General features: G+C 37.9%; 13 protein-coding genes and 1 pseudogene. 6 read left to right on the top strand and 8 right to left on the bottom strand.

All coding sequences use genetic code 11. The features are described 5' to 3' along the window. Window positions 1-74: 74 nt before the first annotated feature. The gene (locus tag J7I90_RS15800) at window positions 75-1709 is read right to left on the bottom strand and encodes a peptide ABC transporter substrate-binding protein (protein ID WP_251025310.1); all 1635 of its coding nucleotides are present in this window, start codon (window positions 1707-1709) and stop codon (window positions 75-77) included. 683 nt (window positions 1710-2392) lie between these two features. Further along, a complete protein-coding gene (locus J7I90_RS15795) occupies window positions 2393-2827 on the bottom strand; it encodes a DMT family transporter (protein WP_214772798.1) in 435 nt (144 codons plus the stop codon). A gap of 283 nt (window positions 2828-3110) precedes the next feature. Here J7I90_RS15795 and J7I90_RS15790 point away from each other — a divergent pair, with 283 nt between their 5' ends. The 3 genes and pseudogenes from J7I90_RS15790 to J7I90_RS15780 form a co-directional block, all read left to right on the top strand. Then, window positions 3111-3392, top strand: coding sequence for a hypothetical protein (locus J7I90_RS15790; RefSeq protein WP_214772797.1), 282 nt, complete (start codon window positions 3111-3113; stop codon window positions 3390-3392). 1233 nt (window positions 3393-4625) lie between these two features. Beyond that, complete coding sequence (locus tag J7I90_RS15785; RefSeq protein WP_214772796.1) at window positions 4626-5294, top strand: DNA alkylation repair protein; 669 nt, start codon at window positions 4626-4628, stop codon at window positions 5292-5294. 632 nt (window positions 5295-5926) lie between these two features. Then, window positions 5927-6052: pseudogene (locus J7I90_RS15780) on the top strand (IS3 family transposase); the annotation flags it as partial. A 14-nt stretch (window positions 6053-6066) separates the two neighbouring features. Here the strand turns inward: J7I90_RS15780 and J7I90_RS15775 are convergent. Both J7I90_RS15775 and J7I90_RS15770 read right to left on the bottom strand, forming a co-directional pair. Beyond that, on the bottom strand, window positions 6067-6645 hold the full coding sequence (locus J7I90_RS15775) for a GNAT family N-acetyltransferase (RefSeq protein ID WP_214772795.1): 579 nt from the start codon (window positions 6643-6645) through the stop codon (window positions 6067-6069). Window positions 6646-6709: 64 nt separating this feature from the next. Continuing rightward, window positions 6710-7942 carry an NAD(P)/FAD-dependent oxidoreductase gene (locus J7I90_RS15770; RefSeq protein WP_214772794.1) on the bottom strand — a complete coding sequence of 411 codons (1233 nt, stop codon included), beginning with the start codon at window positions 7940-7942 and terminating at the stop codon, window positions 6710-6712. A gap of 337 nt (window positions 7943-8279) precedes the next feature. Here J7I90_RS15770 and J7I90_RS15765 point away from each other — a divergent pair, with 337 nt between their 5' ends. The 3 genes from J7I90_RS15765 (at window position 8280) to J7I90_RS15755 (ending at window position 10838) form a co-directional block, all read left to right on the top strand. Then, entirely contained in the window at window positions 8280-8909 is a 630-nt protein-coding gene (locus J7I90_RS15765; RefSeq protein WP_214772793.1) for a CAP domain-containing protein, read from the top strand. Window positions 8910-9185: 276 nt separating this feature from the next. Continuing rightward, the gene (locus tag J7I90_RS15760; RefSeq protein ID WP_214772792.1) at window positions 9186-10067 is read left to right on the top strand and encodes a helix-turn-helix domain-containing protein; all 882 of its coding nucleotides are present in this window, start codon (window positions 9186-9188) and stop codon (window positions 10065-10067) included. Window positions 10068-10238: 171 nt separating this feature from the next. After that, window positions 10239-10838: an exonuclease domain-containing protein gene (locus J7I90_RS15755; RefSeq protein WP_214772791.1), complete on the top strand. Its 600-nt coding sequence runs from the start codon at window positions 10239-10241 to the stop codon at window positions 10836-10838. A 179-nt stretch (window positions 10839-11017) separates the two neighbouring features. Here the strand turns inward: J7I90_RS15755 and J7I90_RS15750 are convergent, their stop codons facing one another. The 4 genes from J7I90_RS15750 to J7I90_RS15735 form a co-directional block, all read right to left on the bottom strand. Beyond that, window positions 11018-13414: a YhgE/Pip domain-containing protein gene (locus J7I90_RS15750; protein WP_311315190.1), complete on the bottom strand. Its 2397-nt coding sequence runs from the start codon at window positions 13412-13414 to the stop codon at window positions 11018-11020. Between the two features lie 390 nt (window positions 13415-13804). Further along, entirely contained in the window at window positions 13805-14803 is a 999-nt protein-coding gene (locus tag J7I90_RS15745) for an NAD(P)H-dependent flavin oxidoreductase (RefSeq protein ID WP_214772790.1), read from the bottom strand. Between the two features lie 169 nt (window positions 14804-14972). Then, the gene (locus J7I90_RS15740; protein WP_214772789.1) at window positions 14973-15716 is read right to left on the bottom strand and encodes a Cof-type HAD-IIB family hydrolase; all 744 of its coding nucleotides are present in this window, start codon (window positions 15714-15716) and stop codon (window positions 14973-14975) included. A 166-nt stretch (window positions 15717-15882) separates the two neighbouring features. Continuing rightward, the gene (locus J7I90_RS15735) at window positions 15883-16878 is read right to left on the bottom strand and encodes a cation diffusion facilitator family transporter (protein ID WP_214772788.1); all 996 of its coding nucleotides are present in this window, start codon (window positions 16876-16878) and stop codon (window positions 15883-15885) included. Window positions 16879-16997 lie beyond the last annotated feature (119 nt).

The raw sequence follows: 16997 nt of genomic DNA, 5'->3' as shown, positions 1-16997 counted from the left end.
TATTCAAATTCGCAATTGAAAAATGGGGTATGTCCTTAATCGGACATACCTCCCATTTCTCTATTATCCTTCTATTATTTTTTATCCGCGTAAATAAAGTTCGGATAAGCGTTAATTGGAGCAAAAACTCCAGTAACATTCGATTTAACCATATATGGTTTTGTATAGAAGTAAACCGGAAGGATAGGCATTTCGTCAATCATGACTTTCTCTGCTTTATGCAAAGCATCCATGCGTTCTTTTGGATCCATTGTAGATTTTGCTTCTTTTAATAAATTATCATATTCTTTGTTTGACCAACCTGCATCATTATAGGCGCCGTCCGTTTCCCAAAGCATGAATGTCATCGGGTCGACATAGTCACCAACCCATCCTGCACGGGAAATTTCAAAGTCACCAGCTTTTTCACGGTCAAGCTTAACTTGGAATTCTGCATTTTCAAGTGTCACTTCAACACCCAGGTTATCACGCCACATTCCTTGAACCGCTTCAGCAATTTTCTTGTGTGAATCTAAAGTGTTATACAAAATTGAAAACTCAGGTAATTCTTTCATGCCTTCTTCAGCAAGTCCTTCTTTTAACAATTTCTTAGCTTCAGCAACGTCTTCCTTAAATAGGTTACCTGTATTTTCCTGGAAATCTCCAGATGCATCAGGAATACCCGGAGGGACTACGCCGAAAGCAGGCTTTTGTCCGCCTTGAGCAACATTTTCGGTGATTTTTTGACGCTCGATAGCCATTGAAAGCGCTTTCCTCACTTTGGCATTATTGAAAGGTTTCACTTCTGTATTAAAGTTGTAATAGTAAACGGCAAGTTCTTTGCCCATTTTGAATTCTTTATCATCAGAATTGACCATTTGACCTTGAATATCTACTGGCAGTGGATAAGCGAGATCCAATTCGCCACTCTGATACATTTGCCATGCTGTATTCTCATCTTCAATTAGAGCAAAGTTAACTGCATCCAATTTGATTTTATCTTTATCGTAGTAATTTTCATTCTTTTCGATTTTCAGGCTTTCTTTATGTTTCCATTCCGTTAATTTGAACGGCCCGTTTGAAACGTGAGTTTTTGCATCCAAAGCCCATTTTGGATTTTCTTCCTGTACCTTTTTATCGATTGGATAGAAAGTATAGAAAGAAGTCAAGTCAAGGAAATATGGTGTAGGCTGTTCCAAAGTAACGACTAATGTATGTTCGTCTGTCGCTTTAACCCCTACATCCTCTTCTTTCCCTTTCTTACTGTTGTATGCTTCCCCGCCTTTAAGATAATAAAGTTGGTAAGCATAATCTGCAGCCGTTTCCGGTTTCAAAGCATATTTCCAAGCGTATTCGAAATCATTGGCTGTAAGTGGATCTCCATTTGACCATTTCAAACCATCTTTCAATTTGAAAGTCCAAGTTAATCCATCTTCACTGATTTCCCATGATTCTGCAGAACCAGGGACGATTTTGCCTTCTTCCGTTTTCTTTGTTAATCCCTCAAACGTATGTTCAAGGATCCATGATTCATGAGTACCTTGTGCATTTGCAGGGTGAAGCGAACCAGGTTCACTCGAATTGTTTACGTTTAATACTTTTGATCCGGATGAGTCACCCGAGCCGCCTTCTTTTTCATTCGAAGTTTCCTTCGAACCGCCGTTGCATGCCGCAAGCATAAGCATGATGGCCATAAGAAGAGCTAGCACTGAAAATTTAGACTTTTTCAAAAAATATTCCCCCTCATCTTTAATCTTTCTTAGAATATTCCCATTTAAGAGATTATCCTTCTAACACCTATTAATCTTCCGTATAGTACATATAATGATTGCGAGGAAAAGTAGAAGCATTCATTGCAGAAATTCACCTAAAACAATTAGCGAACCGTTTGCATAAATCTTAATTTCTACCTAAAAAAAGCAATTAATGCAGTTTACTAGGTAAAAAATCACCTTTTTTTACCTCGCCAAGGATACTATACCTCGAATTAAAGATGTTGAATTTTAAGTATATTACGAATAAATCAAAAAATCAATAAACCGGTGAGTACTTTTTCACAATATAGTAATTAATTGCTAATCAATTCGATCTAGATACTAGGTAAATAGAAATGATCACCTAAAAGGACTTCCGACTTCCAGGAGTTTTTACAAACACCTCAAATCAGTATTCATTTAGGTTCCCTCAACTATTCATTTCTAAATATTCTAATAATTCATATCAAGTTGATTACTGAGACAACTTCCCTAGCAAACTATCCCCTTTCAAATAATATATTTTAGCAGGATAATGCATTACTTCGTTAAAATATATAGTTCGCTATAATCAATCTCCAAATAATAGGCATTAACTATAGGGGAATAGAAATATTCCCCCATATGTACCCGTCGTTTCAAACAAAAGTGCAACTTCTTCATTTATGATTAAACAAATATAATGACACGAAAAGCAAACAAATTCCTGCCACTTTTTTCCCATCCAATGGGATGCGTACGCCTCCAAATAGACCGAAATGATCAATGACTGCCCCAATAATTATCTGGCCTGCTATAACCCCGACCATTGCCGGTGCCACTCCAATCTGAGGGACGACCAGTACGATCACTATGACATAAATAGCCCCTAAAATCCCTCCTATTAATTGCCATCTGGGTACGGAACCGATTGCGGAAATATTTCCATTTCCCGCAAACAAAACAATAAATAACAAAGCGAGTGTCCCGATTCCAAACGAAATGAAGGAAGCTTCAATGACCCCCACTTTTTTTCCTAACCCACCATTGATTTGTCCTTGTATGGCAATGGTGATTCCGCCCAGGACCGCAAGCAACGGAAATAATATCTTCACAATGATTTTGCTCCTTTTCATGTCCATCCGGACCGATTAATGAATTCGCATACCATTTTAACATGAAAAATATGTATATTGTCCTGTACTGATATAAAATCATCTGCAAATAAAAAAATGGCACTTTAGGCCAGCTGCAATCTTCTATACCAAACTAAAAACTTTATGATTCCTGAACACTTTGTAAGCTTAGCCAACTGGCTGACAAAATTAATAATGAAGCTGATCAAATACAAGAATCAAAAAGCAATGGTTGATTCATAATTGATGGAGGAGGACAGATATGACTAAATCACAAAATGGACGGGGTGGTAAGGGCAGACCTTCCAACTATAGTGACGAGCAGCTCAAAGAAATGGCGCTAGAGATAAAAAACAAATTCAAAGGACAAAAACTAACTTATCTTTTCTTAGAAAAGGAAACCGGAATCGGCAGAAATACGTGGAGCAGACGCATTCCTGAAACGATAGAATTAAACAAACCTGTTTCAAGGTCTATCGGAATATCTGAAAGTGATGATGTTTACTTTCCAAATATTGAACAAATCTTTGAAATAAAATGGTAAGAACAATATAATCAACGAGCTTTACTTCATTGAAACAGTTTACTTAGAGCTTTATAATGAGGCTAAAAATTTGAATGAGGAACTCAACCGAAGAAAAGATGACAGTGCCGAGTTTAAAATGAAACATGATGAGTTACGGCTATTGCGGGAACAGGTAAAACATTATGAACAATTATAAAATCAGCAAATGGTTTCAAGTGCATTCCCTCACCTGCAATCTCAAAAACCAGCATAAAGATAATTTGATAAAGTGTATAATAAAAACAGCAAACATACCACTCTTCAAAACTTGGAAGCCTTATTTGAAACCGAGGAACCTAATTCTGAGAAAAAAATTCTAACCTTTCAAACATGGAAAAAAGATTTAACAATATATTCAAAAAGGACCGTTAGGTGTGGTATTGAAACAAAGTCGTACATTTTATAAAAGTTGCACCGTTTTAATCCTTTGGATGTTGTGTAAAAAGGTTTTATTTATCGAAAAACAGTATTCCACAAACGGGCCAGATTGTGGAACAATAACCTATTATAGATTGTGAAAATTCCCACTTGAACTATGGACTGTTTAGTCTCCATATTGAAGTTATCCAGAGTCAAATGTTTAAAAATCATCTTCTCTCTTCTTATTGAGAAGGTGAGGAAAGGATAACTTATACAATGTAAAGAAAAAGTAACTGATAGTCGGGTCAATATGTCAATTGAGGTATGAAGGACAAAACAAATAATTCAAATTTGGTGTATACTTTAACTTATGGAAGATATTGGTAGTGAAAGAGTTAATCATGTTAATATTTTGACTGTTTTAGTCATAACTATCCCGATAAGTGTATTAATGCATGAAATTGGACACGGTATTGGTGTATTTCATTTCAAAGTCACATGTTCTAGGAAGCAGAAATGAAGGAAATAAAGAAAACTTGAAGTTGGAAGGCTTCATTTACAGGTACATATTGGTCCTACGCCGGATATGTAGAATGGAAATTTAGATAAACGCCAGAAGGCAATAGCTTTGGCGGGAGGGCCATTTATGTCGATACTAATTGGGATTTTCTTCAGTATTATGGTTATTGTGGTGCCTCCTCGGGATTTGCATTCTTTTTTCGGGGAATAACAATTTTTAACATTTCTCAATTTGTATTAACAACCATCCCTATTACTTATCCTCGGTGGATGGCTGATATACCCGTCAAGGACATAGTATGAAACAGCGCTTTAATAAAGGAGTTGTATAAAATGGATGAAAAAAAAGATACTGAAATAAAACGCTCGTCAAAAGCAGAAAACATTCTACTTCAGATCAATAGTAAAACAAAGCTAGGCGACTTACGAAAAATCGCGAAGGACATTAAAAAAGATCACGAACTAGCTATGGAACTTTGGTCAACCGAAGAGTTTTTGCCCAGACTATTGGCAATCTTAATTATGGACAAAAAACTTCTTTCACAAGACGTGCTAAATAAGCTTGATAAGGATATGCAGACTCACTCTTATGATGAGCGAAATAACTTAATGGATTGGTTAATGGCTAATCAGCTCACCAAAGACAAGAAGAAAATTGCATTGATGGAGTCATGGGAAAATAGTCCTTCTGCTCTTCAAAGGCGAGCTTTCTGGTATTATCAAGGGCGATTGAGATGGACTGGACAAACACCGCCTGATAACACCGCAGACTTGCTATCTGCATTAGAAGCTAATATTACGCAGGAAGAACCGGAAGTTCAATGGGCTATGAATTTCACCGCAGGCTGGATAGGCGTTTATGATGAAAAGAATCGTGCACGTTGTATTAAACTTGGTGAGAAAACGGGTCTTTACAAAGATGAAATAGTAGCAAAAGGATGTACTCCCAGCTATTTGCCGGAGTTCATTACGATTGAAGTTAACAAACGACATAATAATTAGTTACCTCTGAAAAATTTATTAGGGTTTAATGCAAAAAATAAAGGAATTCAAAGCCTCAATATGAAAATTGTAATAGGTTTGGACCGAAAAATAAAGATAACAACGCGTTATGGCAGCTAGTTAGTGAAATATGCAAGGAAGATGTAAAGGATTAACCCACTTTCTCTTTATGATCTGTAGGGCGCTTATCTTTAAGAAGAACAACTTTCCAGCTGCGCAGTACAAGAATACTGCGCATTCCATTATCATTTATGAATATTAACTTTGTGAAATAATGTACTTGAAGTAAAGCGTAAGTTCAATAATGATCTTCCTCAATATGGCGCAATTGTGGAAGATCATGGAAGGAATTTAACTTCTTTCAAAGTATCACGATAACTATATAACTCTGCTTCGTTTAAAATTTGTTTTTTTTAGTTTGCTTGCAGCTGCCAATTAGCTTCCTCTCCTACTTGATCCATCTTGTATACTTATCCTCACGCGATACTTCAAAGCATTGATCTCTTCTTTCGTGCTCTCAAATGCATTTCCCAGTGTTTCATATTCCCGTATGCTTCTGCTTCTTCTTCCCTTAAATTGATTACCGCCAACTTGGCCTCTGCTGCTTTATTCTTAGCTGCAATATAGTTGAAAGTATGGAGCACTTTGAAAAGGAATCAGATGATTATTTTCAATACTATAACCACAAACGAATGAAGGTAAAATTAAAAGACCTGAGTCCGATACAATACCGAACTAAGGTCTTAGAAGCTGCTTAAATTTCTATACCAAACTAAAATCTATAAGATTCCAGAACACTTTGTTGCCTTAACTGGCAATACTCCGTATTCAACAAGGAAAATACCAGGGCATCATGCGACTGATCACGAAGGAATAGGTAACTTCTGAGGTTGCCTTCCTCTTTGAATCCAAATTTCTTCAGAAGGTTTCTGGATGCAATATTATCCTTGAAAGTTAAAGCGGCGATTCTATTTAGTCTCAATTCTTCAAAACAATAGCGCAGTACTTCATTGACAGCTTCAGACGTAAAGTGTTTCCTCCAATATTCAGGATGGATTTCATATCCTATTTCGGCGCGTTTGTTGGCTAGGCTCAATTGATGCAGGCCAACAGTACCGATGAATTTGCCTGAATCCTTTAGAATGACTCCCCACCGCATCCCTCGCTTGTTTATATAAGCACTTTTAAACGAGTCGATTAAGCGGCGGGCATCTTCTACTAGAGTTAAACTTTCCATCCCATCATATTTGGTCACTTCATCTTTAGAGAGGATTTCAAACAGACTCTCGGCATGATGGTGACCTATTTCGATTAAATGTAGCCTTTCTGTTTCCAATTCCTTAAACCACATCGAAGAATCCCTCCGTATATTCAGCTGTCTACTTAATTCTATTCATGATGAAGAGATACCTGTCTTAATGGACAATACTTTTTGAAAAATGCCTTTCCTTAACGTACAATGCCGAGTCCTCCTGTCCTCCCTTTGTAATCAAATCCCTGATGATTTGGGAAAGGATGACACTGTAAACCGTTCCATTCCCGCCATAACCCAATAAGAAGTAGCAATTAGAATAGTCAGGATACATTCCTATTGTCGGTAAACCATCATGGGTCTCACAAAAAAAAGCTCCCCAATAATAATCAGCCCAAATCCGATTCTTTAATTCTGGAAACAGATTGACAAGCTGCTTTATTAATTTATCTCTTTTGTTCAAAATCATTGAATCTCTTTTCTCCAGATAACCGGTCGATTCATCAAGGCCACCAATGATAATTCGATTGTCAGGAGTTTTTCTTGCATATAAATAAGGCCGTGCCGTTTCCCAAATCATCATATTATCATGCCATTTAGCTTGATCGGCTATTTGATTTGTTGCTATGGCATATGAACTGAGAATCACTGCATTTTTATCTTTCACTTCTTCTTGGGCTTCATAACCAGTTGCGAAGATGACCGTCTGTGCATGTACCGTGTGACCCGTTTCGGTAAATAACTGGGTTTGATTCTCTTTTAGTATCTTTCCATTGATTTTTGTTTTTGCATAGACACGTACGCCTTTCGAAACTGCCTTTTCAATCAATAAATGTGCATGTTTATAAGGATTGATTTCAGCATCATTATCTGTAACCAGCGCTCCTGCTTTCGGAAACGAAAATTTCCTGTTAATCTCTTTTTCAGTATAATATTCAACAGGAAAATTGCGGGTTTTAAGATTCCTATATTCTTCTTTAAGCTTAGGAACATCCTTGGGATTGGATGCATAGTACAAGCTTTTTCTTATTTTAAAATCCGGATTTTCCTTTAAACTTGGAACAATCTCTTTCTCAAGTGTCCGAATGGCGTCCAAACAAAGCTGAACATGCCGTGTCCCAGCTTCTTCTCCAAAACTATGAATGAGGGAAGTTAATGTTTTATCATTTGAAAACTGTAAAAGTCCAGTATTCGCAACCGTACTTCCTTCACTTATATCCCTTTTATCGATCAGGACGACATTCAGACCAGTCTCTGCCAAAAAATAGGCACAGTGTGCCCCTGAAGAGCCGCTCCCTACTATACAAACATCACATGAAAGGTCTTCCTCCAACATGGGATATTTTCTCGCTTCAAATGTATCCTTCCAAAACACTTTCCCTGCCTTTAAATCCATACAAGCTCCACCCTTGGGATAATTGATTAGTTTCTTCCTTTTTAGTTCCATATAACTATATCGTTTAGATGTACTTATTATTTACCCTGACAAACAAGGACTGGAAACGTAAATTGATTCTTTTTTTCCAGAAATTCATCATTCCAATTTATCAAATAGACCTATGATTTGGATTTGCCATATCATCTGCCAAGTTACATGGACCCGTATTATGTATATTCTCATACTATCCCTTTTTCCTAGTCCTATAAAGAATGAGAATGAGCTAATTTTACACAAAACTATTTTTATAGGATACTATACTTCCAATCCAGATATTCTACTAGGAGGAATTAAAATGAAAAAGATCATCCTTTTATCAGCACTGTCACTATCACTTCTATCTCCGAAAGTTGCACTCGGAGCCAATACTTACGAGGTGGCAGAAGGAGATACCTTAACGAAAATCGCTTCTGAATATGATGTCAGCATTGACGAATTACTTAAATCGAACTCTGCTATCAACGATGCAAATCAAATTCGAATCGGACAAATCATAAATCTTCCCGAATCATCCAATACGACGGTTAATCGCAAAGAAAGTCAATCAGTTGAACGGCAGATACTTAGTTTAGTTAATGAAGAACGGGCAAAATCAGGCCTCCCTTCACTTAAAATGGATACAGCCATTTCCAACGTAGCCATTCTAAAATCTGAAGATATGCGTGATAATAATTATTTCAATCATACAAGCCCCAGTTATGGATCGCCTTTCGAAATGATGAAATCCTTTGGGATCAGATACGAGTACGCAGGGGAAAATATCGCTGCAGGTCAACCTAGTGCGGATGCAGTCATGAAATCATGGATGAACAGCCCTGGACATAAGGCCAATATCCTTAACAAGAACTATACGCACATTGGAATCGGGCATGTAACCGGAGGGAAATACGCCCACTATTGGACTCAACAATTCATTGGAAATTAAAAGCTTTAGAGGCGGCAGATTGCCGCCTCTTTTTATTTATTCTTATACTCCAAGTCAAATGATTGCTATAAGCTGTAATTATATCCCTTTCTCACTTTATATAGAAAAGACTTCATTTTAAGTTTAATCGCTTCTTCTTAATTATTTTTTAGTTGGTTGATACCCAAGGAAAACACGTATAGTAGTTATATCATACTATCTTTCAATTATCTTACTGATAAAAATTAAATTATGTTAAAATAGAATTCTAGACATAGGTACAAAGGAGCAATTGTAATGAAAATAGAGGTTGGCTCTGTTATCAACGAATTACGAATAAAACAAAATCTTACAAGAGAAGAACTGGCTAAGGATATATGTGAACCTAATGCCCTGTCAGATTATGAAAGAAGCATCACTTCTCCAACCATTGATGAATTGGCACTTTTTGCGGATAAACTTAAAGTTGACCTTCCGTATTTCTTCACTACCAAAAATGAACCGATTTATAATTACATAGAAACCATTAAACTTTTGATTAACAAATACAAACGGACACGTAATTATGAAGCAATTTATGAAATCGTCCAAAAAGAAATGGCAACTGCTCCGGAAAAATCGATATCATTTTATCAATTCTTAAAATGGCATGAAGGCATCTCTTTTTTTTATTTGTACAAGGACAAACAAAAGGCTATAAAATTATTGAATGAGGCCATGCAGATTACCATGGGTAAAAGGGTCATTCTTCATCAACAGGAAATAGAAGTTTTAAATAATATCGGAATCATCCATTTTAAAACGAAAAATTATGAAGAAGCCATCACCATCTTCCATGAAGCACTTGAATTTATCGAGAATATTCCCCATGTGAATCAGGAAGGTACCATTATCGTGAAGATCATTCATGGATTAGCACAAACATTGACTGAACTCCATTATTATCAGGAATCATTAAATTATACCCTTAAAGGGATCAACATTTGTAATTCGATAGAATCACTATATTTATATGCTGAACTCCATCTTTTAACTGGTAAGAATCTGGTTCATCTGCAACAACCTGAAGAAGGACTGCACTATATTAAGCAATCCAAAAACATTTTCAGTCTTCAAAAAAACGAAGAATTCGTACAAATTGCCGAACATGAATTGGATAACATTTTGCACTGCGTATGAACATATGGATAAAAAAGATAGAGATTGCTTTAAAAAAGGAATCTCTATCTTTTTTTAGTGTCGTTAGTTCATTTTTACCTTTTCAAATCCTTTAAAACGATCATTACACTTTCAATAGCTCTTCCATGTCAGTTATAATAGAAGAATGTAACCCAACTGGAGGAAAAAAAATTGACTAATAGATTAGGTTTGGTACTCGACGTAGAAACAACTGGTTTACGTCCCTCTTCAGATGAAATTATCGAGCTTGCCCTTATACTCTTTACATACAGCAGTGAAACAGGGGAAATCATTAATCTTATTGATCAAGAATCATTTTTAAGGGAGCCTCTCTCCTATGGTGCAAGAAGGAATTATGATCAAGCATACAGAATTCATGGAATTCCATACAGCTCCGTAGAAGGAAAGAGTTTTCATGATGAAAAAATTAAAACCTTCATTGACCGTACCGATTCGATTTTTGCACATAATGCTTCGTTCGATAGAAGTTTTCTCTACCAAATGTATCCGGAAATCAATGATCAAAAGTGGTACTGTACGATGCGGAATGTACCTTGGAAGCAATATGGATTTGAGAATAGTAAACTCTTAACATTACTGCAGGCACATAATATCACCAATTTTCAAACACACAGGGCCATGGACGATATTTCTTACCTAATGGAGCTTATGAGAAAACCAGGTCCTTCCGGCCATCCTTATTTAAAGGAAGTCATTGCAAAAAATCCGATGAAGAAATATGCACCTGCATCCCAAAAGACAAGGGTATAGGTGTTTAATACTTACTTCATGGTTCATGCTGCACCAATGTTTTGTCACAAACAAACCATTGCCTGTATGAAAATCTAAAGATGGGGTTATTTTAGGGAAACTTTTATTTTCCTGCATTTCACTTATTACCTGATATTTATCAAAAAAACAGCGACCCATCTGGGTCGCTGTTTTTTTGATCATTGTACAGTTGCTTCTTCCTGATTTTCATTCAATGTACCTTTCATTTTCTTATACCGATAAATAAAGTAAAGAAGTGATAAGGTTAATGCCGTAACGAGGAATATCGCCAATATGGCAAGATTATGCCACATGAAGCTATAATCTCCTGTTGAGATGACAGCACGAAAAGCATTAATGGAATAAGTCATCGGTAGGAACGGTGTGAATCCTTGCAAGAAACCAGGTACTAATTCATTTGGGAATGTTCCGCCACTGCTGGTCAGTTGGAGAATCAAAATCAATAATGCTATGAACCGGCCTGGATTGTCAAAGGCTGAACCCAGGAACTGGATGATTGCCATGAATGTGCAGCTAGCAAGAATGCTTACTGCAAAAAACAGCGGCAGGCTCGTAACATCGATTCCAAGACCTAAAATTAAAATCGAGTCCACCAATATGGCTTGACAGATTCCGATGAGTGCCATGACGCCGTATTTACTAATAAACCAGCTAAATCCACTCGCAGGTTTAACAGCAGGATCTCTTAACGGGAAAATGATCGTCAGAACGATAGCCCCGATAAATAAACTCAATGAAATTAAATATGGTGCAAAACTAGTGCCATAGTTCGGTACATTATTAATTGGTAATTTATCCACTTTAACTGGGCTTGCAAACATGTCATACACTTCTTCATTGGATTTGATCTTGCCTGCTTCATTTGCCCCGTCATTCAATTCGTCATGTAATTCTGCAGATCCATCAGAAATTTTGGCGATTCCATCTTGTAACTTAATGGCTCCATTCGCCAGTTCTCCCATACCACTAGTTAGGCTGTTTGAACCTTCCTTCAATCTATCCGTTCCTGTAACCAGACCTTTCGAACCTTCGGAAAGCTGTGAGGTTCCACTTGATAATTGCTTGGAACCATCTTCAAGCTGATCAAGCCCGCTCACCAAGTTATTGCTGCCTTCCGTTAATTGTCCAAGGCCACTCTGCGCTGAATCGATACTGTCGCCAAATGTTGTCAAACCAGACACCAGTTGACCTTGGCCATTTTTCAGTTCATTCGCCCCATTGGCGAGTTTACCCTGAGCTTGCTTCAATTGCGTGAAACCGTCGCTTAACGAACTTGTGCCTTCACCTAACTGATTGGCTCCATCACTAAGGCTATTAGAGCCTTTAGCAATTTCGGTTGCACTGGCCGATAGTTTCCCAACTCCTTCAGATACTCCTTTACTACCTTCACTGATGCGTGTTAGAGAAGAAATCACTCCCTCCAAACGCGCTTTCTCTGCAGGATCATCCGTAGCTTCAGATTGTTGTTCCAATCCGGAAATAACCTCATCCAAACCTGCCGAAACTTCAGATGCCCCCGCTTTTGCTTCGTTCGATGCTGCACTCCATTCAGACAATGAACCTGAAAGCTGGGTGGCACCAGCCGCAACACCATTTGCTCCCTCAGTCAAAGCGGGCAGCTTTTCTTCTATTTGATTGAAGCCCTCTAATGACTGCTGCAATCCAGAGGCCAATTCACCAGTTCCCGCTTCAGATTTCTTGGCTCCTTGCAAAAGCTCGGATTGACCATCTTTCATTTGCCCAACACCAGAGCTGAACTGTTGTAACCCTTGATTAAGTTCCTTTGATCCGGCAGCTGCCGAACCGACCCCATTCGAAAAGGTCAATGATTTTTCAGCTAATTTTTCCAGGTTTTCATGGATTTCGACAGAACCTGAATGAAGGGAATCAATTCCTTCATCCACTTTTTTGGAACCTTCTTTAGCTGAGATAATCCCTTCACCAAGTTCACTGGTGCCGTTCTTCACTGTATCTGTTCCGTCTTTCAATTCTCCAGCCCCATCACTGGCACTTTTGAGTCCGTCAGCCACTTCGTTCAAATTATCGAACATAGACTCCGCATAGGTTTTCGTAACCGCCGACGAAACCTCCCCTTTGATTCTCTCCGAAGCTGCATCACCTATTTTAGTGGATATATAATTGAACCCTTCATTGGACGTATAAATTAAATCAAGTTTTTTCGGATTGTCCTCCTGCAAGGTAGTTGCATTCTTCGAAAAGTTTTTCGGAATTTCTATTTTCATGTAATAATCTTGATTTTCCAGGCCTTCATTGGCTTCTTTTTGACTGACGAAATGCCAATCGAAATCCTTCTTTTCCTTTAACTCCTTGACTAAATCTTTTCCTATTGTAAGTTCCGTTTCATTGAACTCCGCACCCTCATCCAAATTGACAATGGCTACAGGCAATTGGTCCACCTTACCATATGGATCCCAAAATGCCCAAAGGAACGTGCCGCTATATAATAAAGGAATCAGTATGATCCCTATTATGGAAATGAGTATCATAGGATGTTTTATTATGGCTAAAAATTCACCCTTTAAAGATTTTAACACGCCTACCAAGCCCTCCTATACGACGAATATGCCGTTTATTTAATCTATCTCGGTGAAAACGGAAGAATACAAAATTAAGTTATATTTAAAATTCTTTATCTTCACCTAGATATATATTGCTTTTTAAACAACTAATAATTTATGACTAGATTGTTCATTTGGTCATTATCATGAAAATAATATAACATTTATCCATCTTTTTATCAATATTTTTTCACAGCCATACATCCTATATTTACTGCTTTTATCATTAAATCCTATTTAGATTGCTTTTTAAGCTGATAAGTTCATTATGAATTAGCTCTGATATTTCATGGCAAAAAAAGGGTACCCATAATGGATACCCTTTTTATTGGCTATATTAACATAATTAAATAAAGCGCTTTCATATCATTTCGATATAATTCCCTTTAATTTTTCCGCCTGTCCGGTCAATTTCTTCAAGGACTCGTGATACTCTTTTTCTAATTGTTTTATGATGCCTGCAGCGGTATCTATTTTTTTTATCGCTCCCACACCATGACCCGCTGACCAAATATCACGCCACGCTTTAGATTCAGACGATTTGGACATGCTGTCAAAATCGACTTTTTCTTTTTTGGCTAATTGTTCTGGGTCCAATCCTTCCTTCCTTATGCTCGGCTTAAGCATATTACAATTAACGCCTGAAAATGCATCAGTCAAGATGATGTCATCATGGTCAGAATCGACAAGCATTTCACGATATTCATCATTTGCCCTGCTCTCTTTCGCCACGATAAAACGTGTACCCATATATGCAAGATCCGCTCCAGCTGCCTGAGCTGCCAAAATACTGTGACCAGTACTTATGGATCCGGCAAGCAAAATGATGCCGTCCCAGAATGTCCTTACGCTGTCCACGAAAGCAAAGCTATTTATCTCACCAGCATGACCGCCTGCTCCTGCAGCAACCAAGATCAATCCGTCCACACCTGACTCCGCAGCTTTTTTTGCAAAATCCACAGAGCTGACATCCGAAAAGACCAACCCGCCATAGCTATGTACGACATCCACCACATGTTTTGGTGAACCTAATGATGTAATGACGATGGGAGGCTGATGCTTTTTGACCAATTCCAACTCTTCTTCAAGCCTGCTATATGTACGGTGAACAACCATATTCATTGCCCACGGAGCTATCTTTGAGCCTGGTTCTTTATCCTTCACTGCAATCAATGTATCGTTTATGTCACCCATCCATTGATCCAGTACCTCTATCGGCCGCGCATTCGGTGCTGGAAAAGAGCCGATCACCCCATTCAAACAGCATTCTTTCACCAACTCAGGACCGGATATTAAAAACATAGGTGCTGAGATTACTGGTAAAGATAATTGATTCCACCATTGTTCAGGCAAACTACTAGTCATCCTTAAACCTCCCATTATTAATATATTACCAAAATATAACACTACAAGATTATCATACTTCTAAAAGACGCAATTTTCAAGAAATTAATTCAGTAGCTAAAATTTAATTGTCATGCAGCGCCATTTCAATAAAAAAACTGTATATGGAATACCCATATACAGTTTCGATTCAATTTGAAAGCACCCATTTATGAATGGCCTTAGCTACCCCATCTTCTTCGTTTGTCGCTGTGATCCAATCTGCTTTTTCTTTCACAATTTCTTGGGCGTTTCCCATTGCCACACCCACTTTTGCTTCAGAAATCATTGCAAGGTCATTAAGGCTGTCACCCACCGCCATAACATTCTCCATGGTAATGCCGAGCAATGAACATACGAGCTTTATCGCTTTCGCTTTATTGACGCCCATGGCATTGACTTCTATATTCGTCGGGCTTGAATTGCTTATTTCAAAGTTTCCTTTTGAAACCAGTTCATCCATGATGATTTGGCGGATGCTTTCATCATCTGTATCAAATCCGAATTTAAGCCATTGCGAATCATGGATTTTCTCAGGCATTTCAGCTCTGTAAATATTATCGCAGCTAATGGCCCAGAAATGTGTACCATGTTTTTGGCTTAATTCCCACATCCATTGTATGGAATCGCTATCGACGATATTCCTTTCCACCAGTTTTCCTTGATTATCGTAAATTTCGCTTCCGTTTACCGTTATGAGATATGATTGAAGCTCCATTGACTTTGCAAAATCACTGCATGTCGCATAGGATCTTCCTGTACTCAATACCACAAAAACCCCTTGATTTTCAGCTTCTTTTATCGCTCTCCGATTTTCTTCAGATATCTCTCCAGCCTTATTGAGAAGCGTACCATCCATATCAAGTGCAACTAGCTTAATATCTTGTTTATGCATCCTTATTCCCCCTCCATAATCCTTCTTTATGTAACTAAGTCCATGATAGCTTATAATGCATACCCAAGGAAAGTAAGTGATGAATTGAACAGGCTTATCATTAGTGTCATGATTTTATAATCAAATAAATTTCATGATCATGACACTTAGTATGCTGCCATTATTTCTACTCCCTGTCTTTTTTCATTTCATTCAATTCTTTTTTTATCTGACCTTCCCATTTAGGGATACCATCATTTTCATCAAATTCTATAATGACATCCGTTACCCCTCTTTCCTTGAATATCTGATTAAACAGCCGATCTTTAATATCGTCCGCCTGTGCGATAGAAATATGGGGATCAAGCTCTACTTCAAGTTCAACATGAAAGTCTTCCCCTTCTTTTATTACGGCCAGTTTCTGTATATCCCTTACGTCTGGATCATCCATGACCATCGTTCCAATTTTTTGCCGCATTTCAATATCGGCTTCCCCAAGAGCACCTGCAGCATTGTCAAGAAAGACCCTTCCAACCACATAGAACATACCAAGACCGATCATGACGGAAGCAACTCCCTCCGCTTGGATGAAAGGAGTGAAGTTTGCTAATAAAATGGCAATTATCGCAAGGACGCCGCCACCGGTCGCTACCATATCTTCCATGAATACTAATTTCGTCGCTGGTTTTGCCCTTTTTAAACCTGAGAAGCTCTTGAATATGACTGCTGCTCCTTTAGCCTCGATTCCAGTCTCATGGACCACTTCTTTCATCGCTTTAAATAATACATATGATTCCAACACAACCGCTAACGAAAGGACGGACAAGTTAATAAGGATACCAGTTGATTCTACAGGGTGCAAAATGTGATGGAACCCTTCTTTAATCGTTTCATAGGACATGATCCCGACAACCAATACTGCCCCTAGTAATACAAGGTTAACCAAACGTCCAAAACCATCAGGGAATCGATCTGTTGGTGACTTTTTACTTAGTGCGGAACCAATGAAGACGAAAAACTGATTCGCAGCATCGCCCAATGTATGTAAAGTTTCAGCAAACATAGCGACATTCCCTGTCATGAAATAGGCAATCCCTTTTAGGACAGCGATGATACTATTCACACAGGCTGCAATGAAAGCCGACTTATTACCTTGTTTCAATAACTGAAATAATTCTTTCATATAAAAAATCCCCCCTAATCTTTTTATAAATGCATGATCATAATGTATTATCCCCAACACTGGAAAATATGAAACCACAAAACGAAAACCCCATCCTATACGAATGGAGAATGTTTCTT

The sequence above is a fragment of the Bacillus sp. ISL-57 genome (genome assembly GCF_018613135.1).
Taxonomy (GTDB): Bacteria; Bacillota; Bacilli; order Bacillales; family DSM-1321; genus Peribacillus; species Peribacillus frigoritolerans.
This window is presented reverse-complemented; position numbering and strand designations above follow the sequence as displayed.

What these genes read in the sequence shown, in the direction of transcription:
- J7I90_RS15735 (WP_214772788.1), bottom strand. Translation starts at nt 16,878, where the DNA reads ATGAAAGAATTATTTCAGTTATTGAAACAAGGTAATAAGTCGGCTTTC.
- J7I90_RS15740 (WP_214772789.1), bottom strand. Translation starts at nt 15,716, where the DNA reads ATGCATAAACAAGATATTAAGCTAGTTGCACTTGATATGGATGGTACG.
- J7I90_RS15775 (WP_214772795.1), bottom strand. Translation starts at nt 6,645, where the DNA reads ATGTGGTTTAAGGAATTGGAAACAGAAAGGCTACATTTAATCGAAATA.
- J7I90_RS15790 (WP_214772797.1), top strand. Translation starts at nt 3,111, where the DNA reads ATGACTAAATCACAAAATGGACGGGGTGGTAAGGGCAGACCTTCCAAC.
- J7I90_RS15785 (WP_214772796.1), top strand. Translation starts at nt 4,626, where the DNA reads ATGGATGAAAAAAAAGATACTGAAATAAAACGCTCGTCAAAAGCAGAA.
- J7I90_RS15760 (WP_214772792.1), top strand. Translation starts at nt 9,186, where the DNA reads ATGAAAATAGAGGTTGGCTCTGTTATCAACGAATTACGAATAAAACAA.
- J7I90_RS15765 (WP_214772793.1), top strand. Translation starts at nt 8,280, where the DNA reads ATGAAAAAGATCATCCTTTTATCAGCACTGTCACTATCACTTCTATCT.
- J7I90_RS15770 (WP_214772794.1), bottom strand. Translation starts at nt 7,942, where the DNA reads ATGGATTTAAAGGCAGGGAAAGTGTTTTGGAAGGATACATTTGAAGCG.
- J7I90_RS15745 (WP_214772790.1), bottom strand. Translation starts at nt 14,803, where the DNA reads ATGACTAGTAGTTTGCCTGAACAATGGTGGAATCAATTATCTTTACCA.